Genomic DNA, 23363 nt, shown 5'->3' on the forward strand with positions numbered 1-23363 from the left:
AAAGGTCGATCCTTGCCTGACGTGACTATCCGCCCGCTGCGCCCCGAGGACATGGCCGAGTGGCGCCGGCTGTGGACCGCCTACCTGGAATTCTACGAAACATCTGTGGCGCCCGAGGTCTATGAGACGACCTTTGCGCGGCTGCTGCACGGGGGAGACCCGAACATGGGGTGCCGGCTGGCCCTGATCGACGGGAAGGTGGTCGGGCTGGCGCATTTCATCTTTCACAACCATTGCTGGAAACCCGAAGGCGTGTGTTACCTGCAGGACCTTTTCGCCGAGCCGCAAGCCCGCGGAAAGGGCGTGGGACGGGCGCTGATCCGGGCGGTTTACGCGGTGGCCGACGCCCGCGACGTGCCCACGGTCTATTGGATGACCAATGCCGCGAACGCGCCCGCGCGCGCTTTGTATGACCAAATCGGCGCGCTGACGCCGTTCATCAAGTACCAGCGGAGCCCGGCATGAGAGGGGCGCGCGCCCTCGTTCTGGCCAGCGTCCTGGCGCTGGCCGGATGTGCCGGACCGGTCTCGGAAATGCCGGGCCGGCTGCCGCCCTCGCCCGCCGCACTGCCGCCGATGAAGACCTTTCCGGCCCGTGCGGTTGCGGCGCCGATGCGGTCGAACGTTCAGATCGCGCAGGATTTCCTGGACCTGTCGTTCCGGATGGAAAGCGGCCGGCCGCTGGCGGTGATGTCGCGGTTCGAGGGGCCGGTCCGGGTGCGGGTCACCGGTGCCGCACCGCCCAGCCTGGGCCCCGACCTTGCCGCGCTTCTGGTCCGGCTGCGGCGGGAGGCGGGGATCGACATCGCCCGCGTCGGTGCCGATCAGTCCGCCGAGGTCACGATCGAGGTGCTGCCACGGGCCCGGCTGCAACGGCTGGTGCCGCAGGCGGCCTGTTTCGTGGCGCCAAGGGTGTCGAGCTGGGACGAATACCGCCGCGCCCGCCGGTCCAGCACCGTCGACTGGACGACGCTGATCCGGCGCGAGCGGGTGGCGATCTTCCTGCCCGGCGATGTCAGCCCGCAAGAGGTGCGCGATTGCCTGCACGAGGAACTGGCCCAGGCGCTGGGGCCGCTGAACGACCTGTACCGGCTGCCAGATTCCGTCTTCAACGACGACAATTTCCACACGGTTCTGACCGGGTTCGACATGCTGATCCTGCGTGCCTATTACGCGCCGGATCTGCGGGCAGGCATGACGCGCGGTCAGGTGGCCGAGGTTCTGCCGGGCCTTTTGGCGCGGCTGAACCCGCGTGGTGCGCAGCGCAGCGGCGGCCTTGTGGCGCCGACCACGCGCGATTGGATCGACCAGATCGAGACCGCCCTTGGCCCGGGCACGCCGACGCCGCGCCGGCGCATCGCCGCAGAGCGCGCCGTGTCGATCGCCCAGGCGCGCGGCTGGCGCGACACGCGGCTGGCCTTCAGCCTGTTCGCGCTGGGCCGGCTTTCGCTGGGCCAGGATACCGACGCGGCGCTTGCGGCCTTTCTGGGTGCGGGGCAGATCTATGCCGCCCGCCCCGAAACGCAGGTACAGGCCGCGCATGTGGCGATGCACCTGGCGGCCTTCGCTCTGTCCTCGGGCCAGCCGCGCACGGCGCTTGGCCTGGTGAACGAAAGCCTGGGCGCGGCGATACGGGGGCAGAATGCCTCGCTGCTTGCGACGATGTTGATGATCAAGGCCGAGGCGCTGGACGCGCTGGGCCGGGCGGGCGAGGCGCGCGCTGTGCGCGCCGATGCGCTGGGCTGGGCGCGTTACGGGTTCGGGGCGGATGCCGAGGTGCGCGCCCGGCTGGACGAAATCGCGGCCCTGTCGCCCGGACGCGCCGGTTAGGCGCACCACGACAGGAGACCGGCCCAAGCCCCCTTCCCGCACCGGGCCTTCCGCCCTATCCTTCGGCCATGTTCCTGCCGTTCTTCCAGACGTTACGCGATTCCGGGATTCCCGTATCCCTGCGGGAATACCTGGGTTTTCTAGAAGGCGTGAAGGCCGGGCTGGTGACCTATGACATCGAGGGGTTCTATCACCTCGCCCGCACCGCGATGGTCAAGGACGAGCGCCTGCTCGACCGGTTCGACCGTGCCTTTGCCCAGGCCTTCGGCGGCCTCGAGGAGATTGGCCCCGGCGAGGTGCTGGAGGCGCTGAACCTGCCCGAGGAGTGGCTGCGCAAGCTGGCCGAGAAACACCTGAGCGAGGAGGAACGCGCCGAGATCGAGGCGCTGGGCGGGTTCGACAAGCTGATGGAGGCGCTGAAACAGCGCCTGAAGGAACAGGAAGGCCGCCACCAGGGAGGTAACAAGTGGATCGGAACGGCAGGCACCTCGCCCTTCGGCGCCTGGGGCTATAACCCCGAGGGCGTGCGCATCGGCCAGGATCGGTCACGCCATCGCCGGGCGGTCAAGGTCTGGGACCGGCGCGAGTTCCGCAATCTCGACGACAGCGTCGAACTGGGCACGCGCAACATCAAGGTGGCGCTGAAACGGCTGCGCCGCTGGGCACGAGCCGGGGCGCACGAGGAACTGGACCTGGACGAGACAATCCGCGCGACCGCCGATCACGGCTATCTGGACGTCAAGACCCGCCCCGAGCGGCACAACGCGGTCAAGGTGATCCTGTTTCTCGACGTGGGCGGGTCGATGGACGACCATATCCGGGTGGTCGAGGAACTGTTCTCGGCCGCGCGTGCAGAGTTCAAGCACCTGGAGCACTACTATTTCCACAACTGCATCTACGAGGGGGTCTGGCGCGACAACCGTCGGCGCTGGTCCGAGGTGATCCCGACGCGCGAGCTGTTGCGCACCTACGGGCCGGATTACAAATGCATCTTCGTGGGGGACGCCAGCATGTCACCCTACGAGATCGCCTTTGCCGGCGGCGCGAACGAGCACTGGAACGAAGAGCCCGGACGGGTCTGGCTGGAGCGTGTGCGCGCGCAGTGGCCCGACAACCTGTGGATCAACCCCGTGCCAGAGGCGCGCTGGCCCTATAGCCAGTCGATCGCGATGATCCGCGAGATCTTCGAGGGCCAGATGGTGCCGATGACACTGGAAGGGATCGAACGGGGGATGAAGGCGTTGGGGCGCTGACCTGGCGCGCGCCCACCGCGCGGTTGCGGATTGCCAGCCCGCCATCCCCGCCCCATATGCTGGCCATGTTCAAGTTCACCCCGATCCTTCTTGCCGTGCTTTATGCCGTCGCGATGTACCGCTTTTCGGCGTGGCGGACGGCACGCGAACTGGATGCGCGTTCGTCCGAGCTGGCCGACAAGCGGTTGAAGGGCCTGACCGACCGGATGGCCGAGGCGCTGGAACTGCCCCGCATCCGGGTGCATATCTACGAGATCGCACCGGTGAACGGATTGGCCGCACCCGATGGGCGTATCTTCCTGACTCGCGGTTTCTATGACCGCTACCGCGCGGGCGAAGTCAGCGCCGAGGAACTGGCCAGCGTGATCGCCCACGAGCTGGGCCACGTGGCGCTGGGCCATACCCGGCGGCGGATGATCGACTTTTCCGGGCAGAACGCGCTGCGCACGGCGCTGGCGATGGTGCTGGGCCGCTTTCTGCCGGGGATCGGGGTCTATATCGCGAATGCGCTGGCCTCGTTGCTGGCTGCGCGGCTGAGCCGCCAGGACGAGTACGAGGCAGACGCCTATGCCGCGGCGCTGTTGACCAAGTCGGGGATCGGAACGGCGCCGCAGAAGTCGCTATTCGCGAAACTCGACAGGCTGACCGAAGGCCGGGGCGGCGTTGTCCCCGCCTGGCTGATGAGCCATCCGAAAACGGCCGAACGGGTCAAGGCCATCGAGGCGCTGGAAACGCGCTGGGGCACGGTGACGGCCGAGTGACAGTTGCGCCGCGACGCGCCCGGACACGGATTTGGCGGCGTTACAAGTGGGCGGCCAGTGCCTTGCCCAGCCGGGGCAGCCGCGCACGTTTCAGCAATGCCCGGAGCGGGATCTTCTCGCCCGACAGGCGCTGCGCCTCGGCATGGACCCGGGCCACGACGCGCTCGACCTGGTCGGGGTGGGCAAGCCACAGTTCCATCAGGACCGCGTCCGGCGCCTCGCGGCGCAGACCCTCCTCGTCCAGCAGATGGCGGGGAAAATCCTTGGCGTTGAATGTCACGACAAGATCAGCATGCCCTGCAATCGCGGCGGCCAGCACATGCACATCGGCCGCGTCGGGCAACCAGAGCCGCGCTTCGAGCCCGTCTTTCGGCGCAACCTCGGCCCCGGGCCAGGCCGCGCGCACAAGCGCGATCTCGGCGCGGGCCTGTTCCTCGCCGGTGGGGCCGATCTTGCGCGCCGCGCGCGCCCATTCTTCCAATATACGGGCCGACCAGAGCGGCGTGAACAGCCCCTCGGCGGCGACGCCCAGCAGGATTTCCCGCAGGACCGTGGGGTACAGAACGCAGGCGTCCAGCAGAACCTTCACGGGGCCAGCCGGAAGACCAGCGCCTTGAGGTAGGACGATTCGGCCAGGTGCGGCAGAACCGGGTGGTCGGGCCCGGCGAACCCGGTATGGATGATCTGCCCACGCCGCCCCGCCTTGCCGATGCCACGCGCGCAGGCCGCGCGGAACCGCGCAAGATCGGCGGCGTGCGAGCACGAGCACAGGCAGAGATAACCGCCCGGCGCCACCAGCCCCGCCGCCAGCCGCGCCACCCGTTCATAGGCGCGAAGTCCCGTGTCGAGCGCCTGTTTCGAAGGCGCGAAGGCGGGCGGGTCGCAGATCACCAGATCGAAGTTTTCAGCCTCGTCGGCCAATGCGGCCAGCGTGTCGAAGGCATCCCCCTGGCGCGAGGCGAACCGGTCGGCCGCGCCCATCGCAGCGGCCCCCGCCTCGGCGAGCGCCAGTGCGGGTGCAGAGGAGTCGACGGCCAACGCATGCCGGGCCCCACCCGCCAGCGCAGCCAGCGCGAAGCCGCCCACATGCGAAAACACGTCGAGCACCCGCGCGCCCTGCGCCAGCCGTTGCACGAATGCGTGGTTCGGCCGCTGATCGTAGAACAGGCCCGTCTTCTGCCCGCCCATCAGGTCGGCCATATAGGTCGCCCCGTTCATCGGCACCGGCACCGGCCCGTCCAGCCCGCCCCGTAACAGCACCGTTTCCTCGGCCAGCCCCTCAAGCCCCCGCGCGCGCCCGGTGCCGTTCTTGACCACGGTGCCCACGCCCGTCACATCCGCCAGCGCCGCGACGAGCGCGTCCAGATGCGCCTCGGCCCAGGCGGCATTGGGCTGGATCACCGCCGCATCGCCAAATCGGTCGATCACAACGCCCGGCAGCCCGTCGGCCTCGGCATGGACAAGCCGGTAGAACGGCGCATCGTAAAGCCGGTCGCGCAAAGCCAGCGCCGTTGCAAGCCGGGCGGCCAGCCATTCCGCGTCGATGCAGGCCTCGGCGTCGCGGTCCAGTACCCGGGCAATGATCCTGGAGTTCGGATTGACCGTCACCAGGCCCAATGGGCGCCGCTCTGCATCCTCGAGCACGGCCAAAGTGCCCGGCGCCAGCGCCCGTGTGCGCCGGTCCGTCACCAGTTCATCGGCATAGACCCAGGGAAACCCATGGCGGATGGCGCGGGCCTCGGCCTTGGGGCGCAGGCGGACGGTGGGGCGTGTGTCGGTCATGCCTTTCCCATACGCCCCGCCGCGGCCTGCGAAAAGCGGGAAATCATCGCTGGCGCGCACGCGGCAGACTTTCCTTGTTAGCGCTAACCGCCTATATCCTGACCATGCCCCCGATCAGTCCGAAGGAGAATGCCCATGGCGCTCGACCCTGTCCTCGCAGAGGTGACGGAGGCGATCGTCGCGCGCTCGCGCACCACGCGCCGCGCCTATCTCGACCGGATCGCCCGGGCCGCCGAAGCCGGCCCGGTGCGCGCGCATCTGTCATGTGGCAACCAGGCCCATGCCTATGCCGCGATGGGCGATGCCAAGGATCGGCTGGCCGAGGGGCGCGCACCGAACCTTGGCATCGTGACCGCCTATAACGACATGCTCTCGGCACATCAGCCGTTCGAACGCTTCCCCGCCCTGATCCGCACCGCGGCGACCGAGGCCGGGGGCACCGCGCAGGTCGCAGGCGGCGTGCCCGCGATGTGCGACGGGGTCACGCAAGGCCAGACGGGCATGGAATTGTCGCTGTTCTCGCGCGACGTGATCGCGCTGGCCGCGGGCGTGGCACTGTCGCACAACTGCTTTGACGCGGCGGTGTTCCTGGGCGTCTGCGACAAGATCGTGCCGGGCCTTGTCATGGCGGCGGCGAGCTTTGGGCATATCCCGGCGGTGTTCCTGCCCGCGGGGCCGATGACCAGCGGGCTGCCCAATGACGAGAAGGCCAAGGTGCGCCAGCGCTTTGCCGCCGGAGAGATCGGCCGCGAGGAACTGATGGCGGCAGAGATGGCCAGTTATCACGGGCCTGGCACCTGCACCTTCTACGGCACGGCGAATTCCAACCAGATGCTGATGGAGGTGATGGGCCTGCACCTGCCGGGAGCGAGTTTCGTGAACCCCGGCACGCCGCTGCGCGAGGCGCTGACGGTGGCGGGGGCGAAACGGGCGCTGGCGATCACCGCGCAGGGCAACGAGTACACGCCCGCAGGCCAGGTGCTGGACGAGCGCGCCTTTGCCAACGGAATCGTCGGGCTGATGGCGACGGGCGGCTCGACCAACCTGGTGCTGCACCTGCCCGCGATGGCGCGGGCGGCGGGGATCATCCTGGATATCGAGGATTTCGCCCGGCTCTCCGAGGTCACGCCGCTGATGGCACGGGTCTATCCGAACGGGCTGGCGGATGTGAACCATTTCCACGCGGCCGGCGGGCTGGCCTACATGATCGGCGAGTTGCTGGAGGCCGGTCTGCTGCACCCGGACACGCAGACTGTGGCAGGCGGCGGACTGGCCGCCTATACCCGCGAGCCGAAGCTGATCGAAGGGGCATTGACCTGGGTCGATGGGCCCGGCGCGAGCCTGAACGACAAGGTGCTGCGCCCCGCCTCCGACCCGTTCCAGGCCACGGGCGGGCTGCGCGCACTGGATGGCAACCTGGGCCGCGGCATCATCAAGACTTCGGCCGTCGCCCCCGAGCGTCACCTGATCGAGGCGCCGGCGCGCGTCTTCCATGACCAAGAGGACGTCAAGGCCGCCTTCAAGCGGGGCGAATTCACCGCCGATACCGTGGTCGTCGTCCGGTTCCAGGGGCCCAAGGCGAACGGCATGCCGGAGCTGCACGCGCTGACCCCCACGCTGTCGGTGCTGCAGGACCGCGGGCTGAAGGTGGCCCTGGTGACCGACGGGCGCATGTCGGGGGCGTCGGGCAAGGTGCCCGCGGCGATCCATATCGCCCCCGAGGCGGCCGAGGGCGGGCCGCTGGCCCGCCTCAGGGATGGCGACGTGATCCGGCTGGACGCGGCCACGGGCAGGCTGGACGTGATGACCGAGGGCGCGCTGGACCGGGCGCCGGTCACCCCCGACCTGTCGGCCAACGAGACCGGGCTGGGGCGCGAGCTGTTCGCCGCCTTCCGCGCCCATGCGGGGCCCGCGACGGCGGGGGCGAGCCTCGTTGTCTAGCGCCGGTTTCCCAGCCAGACTGACCGCACCCCACCCCGCCGCCATTGCGAAAGGCCCCAGATGACCCCCCATGCTGCCAGCGAGATCACCGAAGGGCTGTGCCGCCGCGCCCCCGTCATCCCCGTCCTGGTGATCGAGGACTCGCGCCACGCCCGCCCGCTGGCCGAAGCGCTGGTCGCGGGAGGGCTGCCGGTGCTGGAGGTGACTTTGCGTACCCCAGCGGCACTTGAGGCGATCCGCGAGATGGCGAGCGTCGAAGGGGGCATCGTCGGCGCGGGCACGCTGATCACCCCCGACGATGTCGAGGCGGCGCAGGCCGCGGGCGCGCGGTTCGGCGTGTCGCCCGGGGCGACGCCCATGCTTCTGGATGCCGCGCGGGCGGGGGGGTTGCCGCTTTTGCCGGGGGCGGCGACGGCGACCGAGGCGATGGCGCTGTTGGAAAAGGGTTATCGCGTGCAGAAATTCTTCCCGGCCGAAGCCGCGGGCGGGGTCGCGGCGCTAAAGGCGCTGGCAAGCCCCCTGCCGCAAATCAACTTTTGCCCGACGGGCGGCATCGGGCCGGGCAATGCCGGCGATTACCTGGCGCTGCCCAACACGCTGTGCGTGGGCGGATCCTGGGTGGCGCCGCGGGCGATGGTTGCGGCAGGCGACTGGGCGGGGATCACCGCGCTGGCCCGAGAGGCCGCGACGCTTTCCGGCCAGGGGTTGCGCCGCTAGGGGCGCGCCAAGAGTTTTCCCGGTCCAAGTACCGGGAAGCCTGCGGCATGTCCTAGCTGCGACGGCTCCGTGCGCCCCCGCGCCGGCGCGGTTCGGGCTGGCCATCAAGGCCCGCGCGCAGGACACCGGTCATCGGATGTTCGGGCGCGCGCCCGGCATATTCCGCAAGCAGGCGTTTGAGCGCGGGCTTCGTCTCGACACCCAGCGGCAGCGACAACGCCCAATCGAGAAAGATCGACCGGCATTCGCCCTCGCCGATACCTGCGATCCTGTAGGCCTCCCGGATCAGCCCCTTGGGGTCCGCCATTTCAATCCGCATCGCTCGCCTCCACCGGTCCCCGCGCGATCACCGCCTCGATCACTCCGGCTGCCGCGCCGCGCGCACGCGCCAGCAGGTCCTCCAGCGCGGAGGCATCCGCCGCCCCGGTTCCCCGGAGCAGGAAAGTCAGCCCACCCTCGCCCAGCTTGACGGGATCAAGAGGTGCATCGGAAATCAGCCGCGCCGCGCCCTGCACCTTGCGCAAAAGCGTGTAGCTGTCGCACAGGATGGCTGCCTCGTTCTCGCGCAGCCAACCCGTCGCCACGCCCGCGGCCAATTGGTCGACCACGGCCGTCGCGGGGCTGGCCGCGATCAGTGCCGCGGCCGATGCGATCAACTCGATATCTTGGCCGCGTCCCGGTCCCTGCTTGCCGTCCCAGGCCGATTTCGCGGGCTTGGCCTCGGCCAGCCGCCGGCGCATGTCCACCACGCCCGCCAGCGTGCGGCCGGTATCCGCCTTTTCGGCCAGCAGCGCGCGGCGGAACGCCTCGACCTCGTCGGCGAGCGCCGGATCGCCCGCCACGGCACGCGCGCGGGTCAGCGCGAGATGCTCCCAGGTCCAGGCCTCACCGGTCTGGTAGTTGCGAAAGCTTTGCAGCGAGGTCGCCACCGGCCCCTGGTTGCCCGAGGGGCGCAGGCGCATGTCGACCTCGTAAAGCTTGCCCTCGGCCATCGGCGCGGTCAGCGCTGTGACCAGCGCCTGGGTCAGCCGAGCGTAATAGGCGCGTGCCGCCAGCGGGCGCCGGCCATCCGAGCTTTCGACCCCGTCGGCATCGTAGATCACGATCAGGTCGAGATCGGATTTCGCGGTCAGCGATCCAGCGCCCAGAGATCCCATGCCCAGAACGACCGCGCCCTTGCCCGGCGGCGCCCCGTGCTTGGCAGCGAACCCGGCGACGACATGGGGCCAAAGCGCGGCAAGGACCGCCTCGGCGAGATCGGCATATTCGCGCCCCGCTTCGTCCGCGTCGATCAGGCCGCGCAGGAAATGCACACCGATGCGGAAATGCCATTCCTTGGCCCAGGCCCGCGCCGAATCCAGCTGGCGTTCATAATCGTCGAGCGCGGCCAATTGCGTGGCCAGTGCCTCTTGCAGCGCCGCGCGACCCGGCCAGTCGCGGAAGAAATCACCGCCGATCACCGCGTCCAGCACACCGGCATTGCGCGACAGGTATTGCGCCAGTTCCGGTGACACGCTGGTGATATCGATGATCAGGTCGATCAGTTGCGGGTTCGCCTCGAACAACGAGAACAGTTGAACCCCGGCGGGCAGACCGCGCAGGAATCCGTCGAAGGCCGAGAACGCCTCGGTCGGGCGCGGCGCCCGGGTCAGGCGGGCCAGAAGGTCGGGTTTCAGCCGCTTGAAGATCTCGCGGGCGCGCGCCGAACGCAGGCAGGGATAGTCGGGCCAGCGTTCCACGATCTCGGCCGCGCTGTCGGGCAGGTCGGTCGCGGCCTCGGCCCCCTCGCCCTTGCCGGGGGCGAAAAATCCCTCGGTCAGCCCGTCGACCCGTTTAAGCCGTTCGACCAGCGCTGCGCGCCACGCCGCAAGGTCCTCTGCTCCGCAGAAATGCGCGATCCGGTCCAACCCCTCGGAATTGCCCGGCAGCTTGTGCGTCTGGGCATCGTTGACCATCTGCAGCCGGTGTTCGACCTCGCGGTGCGCGCGGTAATCGGCGGTCAGGGTACGCGCCACGTCCTCGGGCACCCAGCCCTTTTCCGCCAGCCGCGCCAACCCCTCGACCGTGCCGCGCACCCGAAGGTCGGGGTCGCGCCCACCTGCGATGATCTGGCGGGTCTGGGTGAAGAACTCGATCTCGCGGATGCCGCCCTGCCCCAGTTTCATGTCGTGGCCTTCCAGCGCCAGCGCACCGTGCAGCCCCTTGTGGCTGCGGATGCGCAGGCGCATGTCGTGCGCATCCTGGATCGCCGCGAAATCCAGGTGCTTGCGCCAGACGAAGGGGCGCAGCCGGTCGAGATAGGCCCAGCCCGCCGCGATGTCGCCGGCGCAGGGCCGCGCCTTGATATGGGCGGCGCGTTCCCAGGTTCGCCCGAGGCTTTCGTAATAGCGTTCGGCCGCCTCCATCGACAGGCAGACCGGTGTCACGCTAGCATCGGGGCGCAGGCGCAGATCGGTGCGAAAGACATAGCCCTCGCCCGTCATCTCGGACAGCAGTTGCGTCATCCGCCGGGTGATCTTGACGAAACCGCTGCGGACCTCGTGGAAATCGCCCGGGTCGAAGCGGTCCTGGTCGAACAGCATGATCAGGTCGATATCCGACGAATAATTCAGCTCGTGCGCGCCCTGCTTGCCCATGGCCAGCGCGACCATACCGCCCGCGGTTTCGGCGTCATCCTCGGAAAGGCCCGGCAGCTTGCCGCGCGCGATCTCGGCGGCCACCAGCCGTTTCAGCGCGGTGTCGACGCAAAGATCGGCGAAATCGGTCAGCGCGCCGGTCACCCGCTCAAGCGGCCAGATGCCCCCCAGGTCGGCGAGCGCGATGAACAGGGCGGCGCGGCGCTTGGCCTGGCGCAGGCCCGATTTCAACGCATCAAGCGGCATCGCGCGGACATCGTCCAGCACGGCGGCGAAGACGGCGTCCGGATCGTCGTCGAACGCCGGCTCCAGCCAGTCGGCCTCGCGCGTCATCAGGCTCCAAAGATAGGGGCTGCACCCTGCGGTGCCTTCCAGCAGGGTGCGAATCTCGGGCGGCTGGGCGGCGAACCGCTCGGCCGCCTCGCGGGCGCGGTCGGGTTCGTGCGGGATGGGCGAACGGGTCAGGCGGGCGGCAAAGCTCATGGCGCCTTGATGACGCCGGCCCGCGCGGCGGTCAACGGGGTTGCACGCCCCCAGCCCCGCCAATAGGCCGGCGCGGTGGCAGGATGAGCCCATGAGCAAGAGCCTTAAGCGGGTGCAGCGCGCGTTGGAGGAGGCCGGACTCGCCATCGATATCCGCGAGTTGGGCCAGACGCGCACCGCCGAAGATGCCGCGGCCGCGGTCGGCTGCGCGCTGGACCAGATCGCCAAGTCGATCATTTTCCGGGGCGAGATTTCGGGCGCGGCGATCCTGTTCCTGACCGCGGGCGGCAACCGGGTCTGCGATCTCAAGTCGTCGGCGCTGGCGGGCGAGCGGCTGGGCAAGGCCGATGCAGCCCTGATCCGTGCGCAGACAGGGTTCGCCATCGGTGGTGTCGTCCCTGTAGGCCACCTGGCCCCGATCCGCGCCTTCCTGGACCCGCGTCTGCTGGAATTCGACACGGTCTGGGCAGCCGCCGGCACGCCGCGCCATGTCTTTGCGCTGGCCCCCCACATCCTGCCGGGTCTTACCGGAGCGCAGCCTGCGGCGTTCACGTTGTAACGGAGCAAATGTAAAAAACATTTACATCCCCCTTGAACGGGTCCCGGACAATACCGATCTGTCGGGATGTGAACAGCATTTACATTGACCCCGAAACAAGGAGAACACCCATGTCATCCGTCGCAACCTGGCCCGGCCGGGCCGAAAGCTGGCTCGACGAGCGCGGCAAGGGGGCCTGGATCGCCGCCATGGTCCTGGCCTTCATCTTCTTCTGGCCGGTCGGGCTGGCCATTCTCGCCTACATGATCTGGAGCAAACGCATGTTCACCGGACGCTGCAAATCCCGCCACCACCAGTTCCACCAGGCCCGCCACGCCTTCCGGTCGTCCGGGAACTCGGCCTTCGACGCCTACAAGGCCGACACCCTGCGCCGGCTGGAGGATGAGCAGCAGGCCTTCGAGGAGTTCCTGCAAAGGCTGCGTGAGGCCAAGGACAAGGTCGAGTTCGACCAGTTCATGGAGGACCGCGCGCGCCGCGCCCGCGAGGCCCCCGAGGCCCCGGCCGGTGCCTGAGCCAGCCCCGTCCGCGCCCGGCCAAACCCGGGCGCGGCCCCTTTTCCCGCGCCCTGACAGACCCTAGATGTTTGCCATGACCCAACAGCCCGACCCCTATTGGGGACTGCCCGATCCCGCGCTGCACGCCGAATTCTATGCGGATATTCCTGTGAAACGCCTGGTCGCGTGGGTGGTCGACACGGTGCTTGTGATCCTGATCGCGTTGCTGGCACTGCCCTTTACCGCCTTCACGGCGGTGTTCTTCCTGCCCTTCTTCGTGGCGCTTGTGGGCTTTGCCTATCGAACCGTGACACTGGCACGGGGTTCGGCCACCTGGGGGATGCGGCTGGTCGCGATCGAGCTGCGCAACGCGCGCGGCGAACGGCTGGATACCATGACCGCGGCGTTGCACACGCTGATCTTTTCGGCCTCGATGGCCTTCGTGATCCCGCAGGTCGTGTCGATCATCCTGATGCTGACAGGCGCGCGTGCGCAGGGGCTGGGCGACCTGATGCTGGGCACCGCGGCGATCAACCGGCCGACCAAGGGTTGAGCAGACCCCCCTTGGCATCGCGGCAAAAGCGGTGTTAGCGTGACAAAAGCACTCTGGACAACCGCCGCCGACCGATGCGCCACACACTTCCGCTTGCGCCGCAGTTCTATGTAACGGCTCCGCAGCCCTGCCCTTATCTGCCGCGGCGGATGGAGCGGAAGCTGTTTACCGCGTTGCAGGGCGAGAATGCCGAGACGCTGAACGACGCGCTGTCGAAACAGGGGTTCCGGCGCTCGCAGAACGTGCTGTACCGGCCGGCCTGCGCCGATTGCAACGCCTGCCTGTCGGCCCGTATCCGGGTGGCCGATTTCAAACCCAGCCGCAGCCAGCGCAAGGCCTGGAACCGCAATTCCGACCTCAAGCGGCAGGCAAGTTCGCCTTGGGCGACCGAGGAACAATACGCGCTGTTTCGCCGCTATCTGGACAGTCGGCACGCCAATGGCGGGATGGCCGACATGGACATCTTCGAATTCGCCGCGATGGTCGAGGAAACCCCGGTGCGCTCGCGCGTCGTGGAATACAGCGCGCCCCCCGAACCCGGCAGCCGCCACCGACCGCTGGCCGCCGTCAGCCTGACCGATATCCTCGATGACGGGCTGTCGATGGTCTATTCGTTCTACGAACCCGACCGCGCGCGCGCCTCGGTCGGCAGCTACGTGATCCTAGACCACGTGGAAATCGCGCGCGAGGCGGGCCTGCCTTACGTCTATCTCGGGTATTGGGTGCCGGGCAGCCCCAAGATGGGCTACAAGTCCAACTTCGCCGCGCTGGAAATCTACAAGAACGGCACGTGGCAGGATATCGGCGACCCCGAGGATCATTCGGGCGAGACACATCCCTTGTCAGTGGCGCCGATCGCAGAACAGGTCGCCCGCATCACCCTGCCCGACACGCGCCCCACCAAAGGCTGATCCCCGGGCGATTTCGCCGTGGCCGAGATCAGGATCGCCCCCCACAGCTCGTGAACAGTGGCGAGGGGCGGCACCTGCGCGTGCATACGCGCGGGCGCCACCCCGATCGCCGCGTCAACCCGCCGGCAGCAAGCTTGGAACGATGGTAACGATCCCCGGGAAGGCCCAGAGCAGCGCAAGGCCCACGACCTGAATCAGCACGAAGGGGATGATGCCGCGATAGATATGCATCGTCGTCACCTCCTTCGGGGCCACGCCGCGCAGATAGAACAGCGCGAACCCGAAAGGTGGTGTCAGGAACGAGGTCTGCAGGTTCACCGCGATCATGATCGTCACCCATTTCGGGTCGAAGGTGCCGCCATAGATCACCGGCCCCACGATCGGCACCACGATGTAGATGATCTCGAGGAAATCCAGCACGAAGCCGAGGACGAACAACACCAGCATGACGACGAGGAATACTTTGAACTCGTTGTCGAAGCTGCGAAGGAACTGCTGGATGTAATGCTCGCCCCCGAAAGAGATCACCACCAGATTCAGAAGCTGCGAGCCGATCAGGATGGTGAACACCATGGACGTGACCTTGGCCGTCTCGCGTACCACCGGCGGCAGCACGCCGGACCGGAACAGCACCCAACAGGAATAGAGGATGCCGAACATGGCGAAATGATATACGCCCTGGGCCACCAGGAAGGCCACCCAGTCCTCGAAGGGCACGCTTTCACGGCTGACGCGCAGGTCGAAATTGACGCCAACCAGGATCATGATGACGATGGCGAAGGACGCCCAGATGATCGTCTTGCCGCTGCGGTTTTCCTCGCGCAGCTTGCGGTAGGCGGCCAGCATCAGCGCCCCGCCCGCCCCCAGCGCTGCCGCCGGCGTGGGGTTGGTGATCCCGCCCAGGATCGAGCCCAGCACGGCCACGATCAGCACCAGTGGCGGGAACACCACGCGCAGCAGGTCGGACTGGCCCAGCAACCCCACCGCATGACGCGCACCGTAGAATGCAAGCCCCAGCGGAATCGCCAGCAGCAGGAACGTCGCGCCGGGCGATGTCACCGGCGAGATCAGCGCGGCATCGACGATCATCGCCAGCACAAGCCCGCCCGCCCCGATCAGCAGCGGGCGAGGGTCGGCCGAGGGCACAACGCCGCGTGCCGTGGTCAGGACAAGCCCCAAGAGCACGAGGCCGGTCATGATCGCACCGGAAAGCGGCGCGGCGGCGGCGATCTTTTCGGCACGGGCGGCGGCCAGTTCCGTCTCGCTGCGCTGATGCGCCTCGACCGCGCCGCCCGAGGCGTCGATGGCCTGTTGCTGTGCCACCGCGCGGTCCCATTTCTCCTGCCCGTGCAGGTCGATCATCGCGGCCTTGCACTGGTCCGAGACATTGGTGCGCAGTTCGGCGCCCTCGGTTCTGTCGGAATAGGAACTGACGGTGATGTCCTGGCTGCCGACGATGCCCACCGCACCCAGCAGGAAGGCGCCGCCGATCAGCGCGACGGGCGCGCCCAGGAACCAGGTCAAAGCCTCGCCCCGCGACTTGGCCGGGCCAGAGGCCGCGCCAAAGGTCACCGGCGGCGCCTTGGACGGGTAGAGGACCGCGAAACCGAAGGCATAGGCGGCATAGAGCACGGCCAGCAGGATGCCCGGAAGGATTGCCGCCTGGAACAGCGTACCGACCGAGACCACCGCCGCCTCGCCCAGGTAGGTCAGCGCATCCGAGCAGCCGACCATCTGCGCGCGCTCTTCCTGGGCTGTGGCGTAAAGATCGCCCGCCAGCGTGCCCAGAAGGACGATCACGATCGACGGCGGGATGATCTGGCCCAGCGTGCCCGACGCCGCGATCACCCCTGTCGCCAGTTCAGGCGAGTAGCGGTTGCGCAGCATCGTCGGCAGCGACAACAGACCCATCGTCACGACCGTGGCGCCGACGATTCCGGTCGAGGCGGCGAGGAAGGCGCCGACCACGACCACGGACACGGCAAGCCCGCCCGGCAAAGGCCCGAAGACCCGCGCCATTGTCGTGAGCAGATCGTTGGCGATCTTGGACCGTTCCAGCGTGATGCCCATCAGCACGAACATCAGAACCGCCAGCAACGTCTCGATCGACTGGCCGGCCAGCACGCGTTCGTTCATCCGGTTGACGATAAAGGACAGGTTGCGGTCCATCGCCGTTTCCCAGCCCTGCGGGAACAGCGCCGTTTCATAGCGCGGCAGGTCGGGATATCGAAACACCGATATCTCGTTGGGGTGAATACCCTGCGCTGTCAGGGCGTTATAGGCCGCGCTTCCAGTATCGATGGCCTGGTGGATCAACAGCCCCGCCGAATCCAGCGCCGCGATGATCCCGAACGAGATGACCGCCGAACCCCCGATGGCGAAGGCGACCGGAAAGCCGGAAAGAATGCCCCCGAAGAGGCAGAGGAACACGATGATCAGGCCGATCTCGATTCCGTCAAGTCCGAATAGCATGTGCCCGCCCTGCCCCTTTAATGCGTGCCTTCATAGGCTTCTTCACCGGCGCCCAGGCTGTCCCGGTCGAGGTACTTACCGGCGCTCTCCTCGCCTTCGACATATTCGAGGTAGGAGCGGTAGAAAAACGCGATTGCCTGCAGGAACACCATTGCGGTGAACGCCACCAGAAGCACCTTGAACAGGAAATAGCCGTTGAACCCGTTGGGCGAGAACCCGATGGTTTCCACGTTCCAGCGCACCGCGCGCGCCTTCATCAAGAGACGGTCCAGAGTGTCGCTGGCCGACGGCTTGGGCGTGATGAGGTGGCGCCACATGAAAAACCAGGCATACAACCAGGTCAGCACGGCGGCCGGCATCATGAAGAACAGCGCGCCGAACATGTCGATGGCGCGCTTGGTGCGATGGCTAACCGCCGAATAGACCAGATCGACGCGCACATGACCCGACTGGACGAAAGTGTAGGTCGCGCAAAGACACACGATCATCGCGTTGTACAGTTTGAGTTCCTCGCCCCACCAGGACAGGTCCTTGGCAAAGGCATAGCCAAGCGGGCCAAGCTGGATTTCGGCCACGCGAAAGACGCGCTGCAGGAACACGATCATAATCTGTTGCAGCACCATGAGCAGGCCGGCCCAGGCGAAGAAGCGCCCCACCGTGTTGGCAAAGCCTTCCAGCACGCGCACCGTGCCCCACATGATCGCGCGCCGCCAAAGCCCCAGCCCGGTCAGGACCAGGAAGGCGGTGAACACGACGAAGAAGAACTCAACCGACCCGCCGTAATAGACGAAACGCATGATCGCCTGCTTGTCGGACCAGTCCAGCCACAACGACGGATGCGTCACCGCGTAACCGAAATTGTAGAAGGCCATGACGAGGTTCTGGAAAAACCAGACCCCGCCATCGAAAAGCGCGCCGAGCACGCCGTGCGATGCGCTCTCTTCCATGGTCTACCCCTTTTGCTCAGGCGTCGCGGATCTGGCCCATCCCCTGCGGGCCGGATGCGCGACGCCTAAGAACGCGCCCCCGCCTGGGCGGGGGCGCGTGCCTGTCACATTCCGGTCAGAGGCCCATGATCCGGTCGCGCTGCGCGGTGAAGATCCCCTGCGAGCGGCCGTTCCAGCTGGCCGAGCTTTTCAGCGACGCCATGTAGCTGTCATAGCACTTCTTGTAGATCTCGTCGCCCATCGGCTCGGCGATGACCTCTTGCGCGGCGGCGCCGAAGGCATCCCAGACGCTGTCGGGGAAGTCCATGATCTGCACGCCCGAGGCCTGCAGGCGCTGCAGGGCGGCCGAGTTGTTGGCCATGAATTGCGACATCGACCAGACGTTGCAGGCGCCCGCGGCCTGTTCGATCGCGGCCTGTTGCGCGGGAGTCAGCCCCTCGAACATCTCGAGGTTCACGGTCAGGTTCAGGTTCGGCCCCGGCTCATGGAACCCGGCGGTATAGTAGATCTTGGTGATCTCCTGGAAGCCGGCCTTCTCGTCGGCCCAGGGGCCGATCCATTCGGTGCCGTCGATCGCACCCGAGGCCAAGGCCTGGTACACTTCGGAACCGGGCAGGTTCTGCACGCTGGCGCCCAGCTTGCCCAGCACCTGGCCACCTTGGCCCGGCATGCGGAACTTGAGCCCCTGGAAGTCCTCGGGGCTGTTAATTTCACGGGAGAACCAGCCACCCGATTGCGGGCCGGTGTTGCCCGCCGAGAAGCACTTGAGGCCGAAGATCGAGTACAGCTCGTCACCCAGTTCGCGACCGCCGGCATGCAGGAACCAGTTGTTGTATTCCTGGAACGTCATGCCGAACGGCACCTGGCTGAAGAAGGACAGCGCCGGGTGCTGGCCGAGGAAGTAATAGTCCACGCCGTGATACATGTCGGCCTGGCCCGCCGACACCGCGTCGAACACCTCGAACGCGCCCACGAGCTCGCCCGCGGCCTTGAGATCGACGGTCAACTGGCCGTCGGTGATGGCGGTGATCGCGTCGGCGCAGTATTGCGCCGCGTCATGCACGCCGGCCAGACCGCGGCCCCAGGTGGTGACAAGTGTCAGCGTCCGTTTGCCCTGCGCATAGGCGGGCGCGGCCAGCGTCGAAGCGGCCGCAGCGGAACCGCCAAGCGCGGAAGTTCTCAGAAAAGAGCGACGATCCATACAGCTATCCTCCCAGATTAAGGCCCGCCGAAAGGCGGACGGATCGTTTGAGTGCCGGCAACTTAACGACCCCGGAGGCGCAGTCAAACAGGAACACCAAGCCCCAAAGCAAAAAATGGCGTCCCTCGCAGGCGCCTGACGCAAGAACCTTGCGTGAACTGGCCGAGCCCGAGGCCGGTTGGCCTCGGCTCGGCCGAGATATCAGCCCAATGCGCGGTCGCGCTGGGCGCGATAGGTGCCCTCGGAGGACTGCAGCCAGCTCGAAGAGCGCTTCATCGAGGCGATGTAGCTGTCCAGCACCCGGTCGTAGAGGTCGCCGTCGCGGGCCTCTTCCAGGGTGGCGCGGGCCGCTTCGCCGAAGGCATCCCAAACGCTTTCGGGAAAGCTGCTGAGGGTTACGCCCGACTGGCGCAGACGCTCCAGCGCGCCGGCGTTTTCGCCCAGAAACAGCGCCGTGGTCTTTTCGTTGCCAAGGATCGCCGCGGTCTCGACGGCATTTTGCTGCTGCGGCGTCAGGCTGTCATAGAGATCGCGGTTCAGCGTGAGCGTCAGCGCCGAGCCCGGTTCGTGGAAGCCCGCAGTATAGTAGAACCTGGCCACCTCGTAGAAGCCGGCCTTTTCGTCGGCCCAGGGTCCGACCCATTCGGTCGCATCCAGCGCGCCGGTAGACAGCGCCTGGTAGACCTCGCCGCCTGGAATGTTCTGAACGCTGGCGCCCAGCTTGCCCAGCGCCTTGCCGCCCAGACCGGGCATGCGGAACTTGAGCCCCTGGAAATCCTCGGGGCCGGTGATCTCGCGGCGGAACCACCCGCCCGACTGCGCGCCGGTATTGCCCGCAAGGAAGGATTTAACCCCGAAGATCTGACCAAGCTCGTCATGCAGCGCAGCGCCCTCGCCGTGGTGATACCAGATCGACAGCTCCTGCGCGGTCATGCCGAACGGCACCGTCGCGAAGAAGGCGAAGGCCGGGTGCTGGTTGACGAAGTAATAATCGGCCGAGTGATACATGTCGGCCTGGCCCGAGGACACCGCGTCGAACACCTCGAACGCGCCGACCAGCTCGCCGGCCGAGCGGATCTCGACCTCGAGGGTGCCATCGGTCAGCGCGCCGATGGCCTCGGCGGAGAACACGGCGGAATCGTGAACGCCGGCCATCCCGCGCGGCCAGCTGGTCACCATCGTCAGCTTGCGCCTGCCCTGGGCAAGCGCAGGCGCCGCCAGGGGCGCAGCGGCGGCGCCCAGCGCCGAGGTGGCGAGGAAGGATCTGCGGTTCATTAGGGGTATCCTTGTCTTTCGCGCCGATCGGCCGGATCGGCCGCGGCCTTTGCAAAGGGCGTTTCCGGACGGGACCCTAGCCCCTGCCCCGACCAAACGGGAGGCCTGCAGCCTTGACCTTTCCGAAGGCCCAACATGCGCCACGCACAACCCGGGGCGCCCCGGCGCTTTTCAAGATGTGCGCGAAATGCCGCATCACGGCAACATCTGCAAAGAAATTTGACCCTTGGCGCATGAAAACGGCAGGCTTTTGCGGTTGACCCCGCCAATCCCAGCCCCTAACGTCCGCTCGCAAACGAAGGAGCCGCAGGGTTATGAGGATCGGTCTCGTAGTGGAAAGACCAAGGCGCATGGGCCGGTAACGGTAGCCAGATCAGTTCCCATGCGCCCCCGAGACCCGGGGGCTTTTTTATGCGCGGCCGACGGAGAGCACGGAGAGACAGATGACACAGATGACCGGCGCGAAAATGGTGGTTCAGGCCCTCAGGGACCAGGGCGTCGAGGTGATCTTCGGCTATCCCGGCGGGGCGGTTCTGCCGATCTATGACGAGATCTTTCAACAAAACGACATCCAGCACATCCTGGTGCGCCACGAACAGGGTGCGGTCCACATGGCCGAAGGCTATGCGCGGTCGACCGGCAAACCCGGCGTCGTGCTGGTCACCTCGGGGCCCGGGGCCACGAACGCGGTCACCGGCATCACCGACGCGCTGATGGATTCGATCCCGCTGGTCGTGCTGACCGGCCAGGTCCCCACCTTCATGGTCGGCAACGATGCCTTCCAGGAGGCCGACACGGTGGGCATCACCCGCCCCTGCACCAAGCATAACTGGTTGGTGAAGGAGACCGACAAGCTGTCGGAAACGATCCACCAGGCGTTCCACGTCGCCACTTCCGGCCGACCCGGCCCGGTGCTGATCGACATTCCCAAGGACGTGCAGTTTGCCACGGGCACCTACCAAAGCGCGCGCCAGGCGGGCAAGGGTCACTACAGCCCGCGGGTCAAGGGCGATCTCGAGATGATCACACACCTGGTCGAGGCGCTGGAAACCGCCGAACGGCCGATCTTCTATACCGGGGGCGGCGTCATCAATTCGGGCGATGCGGCGACGCAACTGCTGCGCGAACTGGTGGATGCCACGGGCTTTCCGGTCACCTCGACGCTGATGGGTCTGGGCGCCTACCCGGCATCGGGCAAGAACTGGTTGGGCATGCTGGGGATGCACGGGCTTTACGAGGCCAACCTCGCGATGCACGACTGCGACCTGATGATCAACATCGGGGCGCGGTTCGACGACCGGATCACGGGCCGCGTCGCCGATTTCAGCCCGAACAGCCGCAAGGCCCATGTCGATATCGACCCCTCGTCGATCAACAAGACGATCCGCGTCGATTTCCCCATCGTGGGCGACGTGGCCCATGTTCTAGAGGACATGCTGCGCATCTGGAAATCGCGCGGGCGCAAGGTGAACAAGGAGGGGCTGACGCGCTGGTGGGCCCAGATTGCCGAGTGGCGCAAGGTGGACTGCCTGCGCTACCGGAACTCGGACAAGATCATCAAGCCGCAATACGCGCTCGAACGGCTGGAGGCGCTGACCAAGCACCGCACCGATCGCTATATCTGCACCGAGGTCGGCCAGCACCAGATGTGGGCCGCGCAGTTCCTGGGCTTCGAGGCGCCGAACCGCTGGATGACGTCGGGGGGCCTTGGCACCATGGGCTATGGCCTGCCCGCGTCGATCGGCGTGCAGATCGCGCATCCCGAGGCGCTGGTCATCAACGTGGCGGGCGAAGGCAGTTGGCTGATGAACATGCAGGAGATGGGCACCGCCGTTCAGTATCGCGCCCCCGTCAAGCAGTTCATCCTGAACAACGAACGTCTGGGCATGGTGCGGCAATGGCAGTCGCTGTTGCATGGCAACCGCTATTCGCACAGCTGGTCCGAGGCGCTGCCCGATTTCGTCAAGCTGGCCGAGGCGTTCGGGTGCAAGGGTATCAAGTGCGAGGACCCGGCCGACCTGGACGACGCGATCCAGGAGATGCTGGCCTATGACGGGCCGGTGATCTTCGACTGCCTCGTGGAAAAGCACGAGAACTGCTATCCGATGATCCCCTCGGGCGAGCCGCACAACAAGATGCTGCTGGGCGACGACACCGGCGAGGACGCGATCAAGGCCGGCGGGGCGGTGCTGGTGTGATCCGGACGCTGGCGCTGGTCCCGGCGCTGCTTGCGGCCGCGCCCCAGACGGCGGCGGCGCAGGATTTCTCGGGGCTCGACATCGGCCAGGGCGCGGCGGCCTTCGCCGCGCTTGGGCCCCCCGCCGCGGTGGGACCGGCGAACCCCGGCTATACCTCGACGCGCTGGCAGCAGGCGGGCGGCAACCAGCTTTCGGTCACGACCGACGCGGCCGGCCGGATCGTCTACATGGAAAGCTTTCGCGGGCCCGGCGTGCCACCCTCGGTCGGAACGGGCCTGCGCTTTGGCGCGACGACGCGGGGCGAGTTCCTGGCGCTGGCGGGTTCGGCCGGGATGTATTTCCCGGGCCGCGGTCCGCAGGTGGCGATGGGCACCGAGACGGTCCATTTCCACAGCTACGGCCTGCGCGGGCGTCCGGGGATCGTGGCGACCTTCGCCTTCGTCGGCCCGACCGGCGGGGCGCCCGAACTGGCCCTGCTGGATTCGGTCATCCTGTCCGAGACAGGCTATCAATCGCTGATCTGGGGCGGGCCGCCGGTGCCCACCCCGGGCTATACCGAGATCGACATGCGGTTCTGAGCGGACCGCGCCGGGTGGTAACTTCGCCCGCAACCGCAACGCCCCAAGCGGGGACAAGCACGACGGAACAGACATGGCAGCAGCACTCAACATCCAGAAGGGCACGTCGAAGCTTTCGGCCTATGACCTGCGCGACCCGAATGCCGATATCGAGGAGCGGCATACGCTGGCGGTGATCGTGGACAACGAACCCGGCGTCCTGGCCCGGGTGATCGGGCTTTTCTCCGGGCGCGGCTACAACATCGACAGCCTGACCGTGGCCGAGGTGGATCACACGGGCCACACCAGCCGCATCACCATCGTCACGACCGGCACGCCCGCCGTGATCGAGCAGATCAAGGCGCAGCTTGGCCGGATCGTACCGGTGCACGAGGTGCACGACCTGACCGTCGAGGGCCCCTCGGTCGAGCGGGAACTGGCGCTGTTCAAGGTAAAAAGCTCGGGCGAGAAGCGGGTCGAGGCGCTGCGTCTGGCCGATATCTTCCGGGCGAACGTGGTGGATTCCACGCTGGAAAGCTTTGTCTTCGAGATCACCGGCACGCCGCAAAAGGTGGACGCCTTCGGCGAGCTGATGCGGCCCTTGGGCCTGATCGAGATGGCCCGCACCGGGGTTGCCGCGCTGTCGCGCGGCACCTGAAACGGCTCCCGGATGGAGAAGGCCCCGGGCAACCCCGGGAAACCCTTCTCCGCCGGGCGGACCTCGGCAGGGCATTTCATTGCGTGCCCTCGGCTTTCGACCCGGATCAGGCCGGCGCCGTACGCCGAGAAAACGT

General features: G+C 67.3%; 21 protein-coding genes. 13 read left to right on the forward strand and 8 right to left on the reverse strand.

Annotation, left to right across the window (positions count from 1 at the left end; genetic code table 11):
• Positions 1–51: 51 nt before the first annotated feature.
• From EV662_RS06635 to EV662_RS06650, 4 genes are all read left to right on the forward strand, one after another.
• Positions 52–465: a GNAT family N-acetyltransferase gene (locus EV662_RS06635; protein ID WP_243695801.1), complete on the forward strand. Its 414-nt coding sequence runs from the start codon at positions 52–54 to the stop codon at positions 463–465.
• Entirely contained in the window at positions 462–1829 is a 1368-nt protein-coding gene (locus tag EV662_RS06640) for a DUF2927 domain-containing protein (protein ID WP_132461374.1), read from the forward strand. The genes EV662_RS06635 and EV662_RS06640 overlap by 4 nt, the downstream gene beginning before the upstream one ends.
• A 68-nt stretch (positions 1830–1897) precedes the next feature.
• Entirely contained in the window at positions 1898–3082 is a 1185-nt protein-coding gene (locus tag EV662_RS06645; RefSeq protein ID WP_132461375.1) for a vWA domain-containing protein, read from the forward strand.
• Positions 3083–3147: 65 nt separating this feature from the next.
• Complete coding sequence (locus EV662_RS06650) at positions 3148–3843, forward strand: M48 family metalloprotease (RefSeq protein ID WP_132461376.1); 696 nt, start codon at positions 3148–3150, stop codon at positions 3841–3843.
• Positions 3844–3883: 40 nt separating this feature from the next.
• Here the strand turns inward: EV662_RS06650 and EV662_RS06655 are convergent, their stop codons facing one another.
• Positions 3884–4432: an RSP_2648 family PIN domain-containing protein gene (locus tag EV662_RS06655; protein ID WP_132461377.1), complete on the reverse strand. Its 549-nt coding sequence runs from the start codon at positions 4430–4432 to the stop codon at positions 3884–3886.
• On the reverse strand, positions 4429–5625 hold the full coding sequence (locus tag EV662_RS06660) for an RSP_2647 family RNA methyltransferase (protein ID WP_132461378.1): 1197 nt from the start codon (positions 5623–5625) through the stop codon (positions 4429–4431). Before EV662_RS06660 ends, EV662_RS06655 begins: the two co-directional genes overlap by 4 nt.
• 135 nt (positions 5626–5760) lie before the next feature.
• Between EV662_RS06660 and edd the strand changes: the two genes are divergently transcribed.
• Positions 5761–7566 (forward strand): phosphogluconate dehydratase, encoded by a 1806-nt coding sequence (gene edd, locus EV662_RS06665; RefSeq protein WP_132461379.1) that lies wholly within the window; start codon positions 5761–5763, stop codon positions 7564–7566.
• A 60-nt stretch (positions 7567–7626) separates the two neighbouring features.
• A complete protein-coding gene (gene eda / locus EV662_RS06670) occupies positions 7627–8283 on the forward strand; it encodes a bifunctional 4-hydroxy-2-oxoglutarate aldolase/2-dehydro-3-deoxy-phosphogluconate aldolase (RefSeq protein WP_132461380.1) in 657 nt (218 codons plus the stop codon).
• 52 nt (positions 8284–8335) lie between these two features.
• Here eda and EV662_RS06675 read toward each other — a convergent pair whose 3' ends face one another.
• Together EV662_RS06675 and EV662_RS06680 are read right to left on the reverse strand one after the other, a co-directional pair.
• Positions 8336–8602: a hypothetical protein gene (locus EV662_RS06675; RefSeq protein WP_132461381.1), complete on the reverse strand. Its 267-nt coding sequence runs from the start codon at positions 8600–8602 to the stop codon at positions 8336–8338.
• Complete coding sequence (locus EV662_RS06680) at positions 8592–11402, reverse strand: [protein-PII] uridylyltransferase family protein (RefSeq protein ID WP_132461382.1); 2811 nt, start codon at positions 11400–11402, stop codon at positions 8592–8594. The genes EV662_RS06675 and EV662_RS06680 overlap by 11 nt, the downstream gene beginning before the upstream one ends.
• Before the next feature lie 91 nt (positions 11403–11493).
• Between EV662_RS06680 and EV662_RS06685 the strand changes: the two genes are divergently transcribed.
• From EV662_RS06685 to EV662_RS06700, 4 genes are all read left to right on the forward strand, one after another.
• Positions 11494–11961, forward strand: coding sequence for a YbaK/EbsC family protein (locus EV662_RS06685; RefSeq protein ID WP_132461383.1), 468 nt, complete (start codon positions 11494–11496; stop codon positions 11959–11961).
• A gap of 110 nt (positions 11962–12071) precedes the next feature.
• Positions 12072–12473, forward strand: a complete 402-nt coding sequence (locus tag EV662_RS06690; protein ID WP_132461384.1) for a DUF2852 domain-containing protein — start codon at positions 12072–12074, stop codon at positions 12471–12473.
• A gap of 67 nt (positions 12474–12540) precedes the next feature.
• A complete protein-coding gene (locus EV662_RS06695) occupies positions 12541–13008 on the forward strand; it encodes an RDD family protein (protein ID WP_425056995.1) in 468 nt (155 codons plus the stop codon).
• A gap of 74 nt (positions 13009–13082) precedes the next feature.
• Positions 13083–13919, forward strand: coding sequence for an arginyltransferase (locus EV662_RS06700; protein WP_132461385.1), 837 nt, complete (start codon positions 13083–13085; stop codon positions 13917–13919).
• 114 nt (positions 13920–14033) lie between these two features.
• On the opposite strand, the gene EV662_RS06705 is transcribed toward EV662_RS06700, so the two are convergent.
• From EV662_RS06705 to EV662_RS06720, 4 genes are all read right to left on the reverse strand, one after another.
• On the reverse strand, positions 14034–16391 hold the full coding sequence (locus EV662_RS06705) for a TRAP transporter large permease (RefSeq protein ID WP_132461386.1): 2358 nt from the start codon (positions 16389–16391) through the stop codon (positions 14034–14036).
• Between the two features lie 17 nt (positions 16392–16408).
• Positions 16409–17338, reverse strand: a complete 930-nt coding sequence (locus EV662_RS06710) for a TRAP transporter small permease subunit (RefSeq protein ID WP_132461387.1) — start codon at positions 17336–17338, stop codon at positions 16409–16411.
• Between the two features lie 115 nt (positions 17339–17453).
• Complete coding sequence (locus tag EV662_RS06715; RefSeq protein ID WP_132461388.1) at positions 17454–18539, reverse strand: TRAP transporter substrate-binding protein; 1086 nt, start codon at positions 18537–18539, stop codon at positions 17454–17456.
• Positions 18540–18740: 201 nt separating this feature from the next.
• A complete protein-coding gene (locus EV662_RS06720; protein WP_132461389.1) occupies positions 18741–19814 on the reverse strand; it encodes a TRAP transporter substrate-binding protein in 1074 nt (357 codons plus the stop codon).
• A gap of 443 nt (positions 19815–20257) precedes the next feature.
• Here EV662_RS06720 and EV662_RS06725 point away from each other — a divergent pair, with 443 nt between their 5' ends.
• From EV662_RS06725 to ilvN, 3 genes are all read left to right on the forward strand, one after another.
• Entirely contained in the window at positions 20258–22012 is a 1755-nt protein-coding gene (locus tag EV662_RS06725) for an acetolactate synthase 3 large subunit (RefSeq protein ID WP_132461390.1), read from the forward strand.
• Positions 22009–22590 carry a hypothetical protein gene (locus tag EV662_RS06730; RefSeq protein ID WP_132461391.1) on the forward strand — a complete coding sequence of 194 codons (582 nt, stop codon included), beginning with the start codon at positions 22009–22011 and terminating at the stop codon, positions 22588–22590. The genes EV662_RS06725 and EV662_RS06730 overlap by 4 nt, the downstream gene beginning before the upstream one ends.
• A gap of 73 nt (positions 22591–22663) precedes the next feature.
• Positions 22664–23227: an acetolactate synthase small subunit gene (gene ilvN, locus EV662_RS06735; RefSeq protein ID WP_132461392.1), complete on the forward strand. Its 564-nt coding sequence runs from the start codon at positions 22664–22666 to the stop codon at positions 23225–23227.
• Positions 23228–23363 lie beyond the last annotated feature (136 nt).

It is taken from the genome of Rhodovulum marinum (assembly GCF_004343075.1).
In the GTDB taxonomy this organism is placed as follows: Bacteria; Pseudomonadota; Alphaproteobacteria; order Rhodobacterales; family Rhodobacteraceae; genus Rhodovulum; species Rhodovulum marinum.

What these genes read in the sequence shown, in the direction of transcription:
- EV662_RS06635 (WP_243695801.1), top strand. Translation starts at nt 52, where the DNA reads ATGGCCGAGTGGCGCCGGCTGTGGACCGCCTACCTGGAATTCTACGAA.
- EV662_RS06640 (WP_132461374.1), top strand. Translation starts at nt 462, where the DNA reads ATGAGAGGGGCGCGCGCCCTCGTTCTGGCCAGCGTCCTGGCGCTGGCC.
- EV662_RS06645 (WP_132461375.1), top strand. Translation starts at nt 1,898, where the DNA reads ATGTTCCTGCCGTTCTTCCAGACGTTACGCGATTCCGGGATTCCCGTA.
- EV662_RS06650 (WP_132461376.1), top strand. Translation starts at nt 3,148, where the DNA reads ATGTTCAAGTTCACCCCGATCCTTCTTGCCGTGCTTTATGCCGTCGCG.
- EV662_RS06660 (WP_132461378.1), bottom strand. Translation starts at nt 5,625, where the DNA reads ATGACCGACACACGCCCCACCGTCCGCCTGCGCCCCAAGGCCGAGGCC.
- edd (WP_132461379.1), top strand. Translation starts at nt 5,761, where the DNA reads ATGGCGCTCGACCCTGTCCTCGCAGAGGTGACGGAGGCGATCGTCGCG.
- eda (WP_132461380.1), top strand. Translation starts at nt 7,627, where the DNA reads ATGACCCCCCATGCTGCCAGCGAGATCACCGAAGGGCTGTGCCGCCGC.
- EV662_RS06675 (WP_132461381.1), bottom strand. Translation starts at nt 8,602, where the DNA reads ATGCGGATTGAAATGGCGGACCCCAAGGGGCTGATCCGGGAGGCCTAC.
- EV662_RS06680 (WP_132461382.1), bottom strand. Translation starts at nt 11,402, where the DNA reads ATGAGCTTTGCCGCCCGCCTGACCCGTTCGCCCATCCCGCACGAACCC.
- EV662_RS06685 (WP_132461383.1), top strand. Translation starts at nt 11,494, where the DNA reads ATGAGCAAGAGCCTTAAGCGGGTGCAGCGCGCGTTGGAGGAGGCCGGA.
- EV662_RS06690 (WP_132461384.1), top strand. Translation starts at nt 12,072, where the DNA reads ATGTCATCCGTCGCAACCTGGCCCGGCCGGGCCGAAAGCTGGCTCGAC.
- EV662_RS06695 (WP_425056995.1), top strand. Translation starts at nt 12,541, where the DNA reads ATGTTTGCCATGACCCAACAGCCCGACCCCTATTGGGGACTGCCCGAT.
- EV662_RS06700 (WP_132461385.1), top strand. Translation starts at nt 13,083, where the DNA reads ATGCGCCACACACTTCCGCTTGCGCCGCAGTTCTATGTAACGGCTCCG.
- EV662_RS06705 (WP_132461386.1), bottom strand. Translation starts at nt 16,391, where the DNA reads ATGCTATTCGGACTTGACGGAATCGAGATCGGCCTGATCATCGTGTTC.
- EV662_RS06710 (WP_132461387.1), bottom strand. Translation starts at nt 17,338, where the DNA reads ATGGAAGAGAGCGCATCGCACGGCGTGCTCGGCGCGCTTTTCGATGGC.
- EV662_RS06715 (WP_132461388.1), bottom strand. Translation starts at nt 18,539, where the DNA reads ATGGATCGTCGCTCTTTTCTGAGAACTTCCGCGCTTGGCGGTTCCGCT.
- EV662_RS06720 (WP_132461389.1), bottom strand. Translation starts at nt 19,814, where the DNA reads ATGAACCGCAGATCCTTCCTCGCCACCTCGGCGCTGGGCGCCGCCGCT.
- EV662_RS06725 (WP_132461390.1), top strand. Translation starts at nt 20,258, where the DNA reads ATGACACAGATGACCGGCGCGAAAATGGTGGTTCAGGCCCTCAGGGAC.
- ilvN (WP_132461392.1), top strand. Translation starts at nt 22,664, where the DNA reads ATGGCAGCAGCACTCAACATCCAGAAGGGCACGTCGAAGCTTTCGGCC.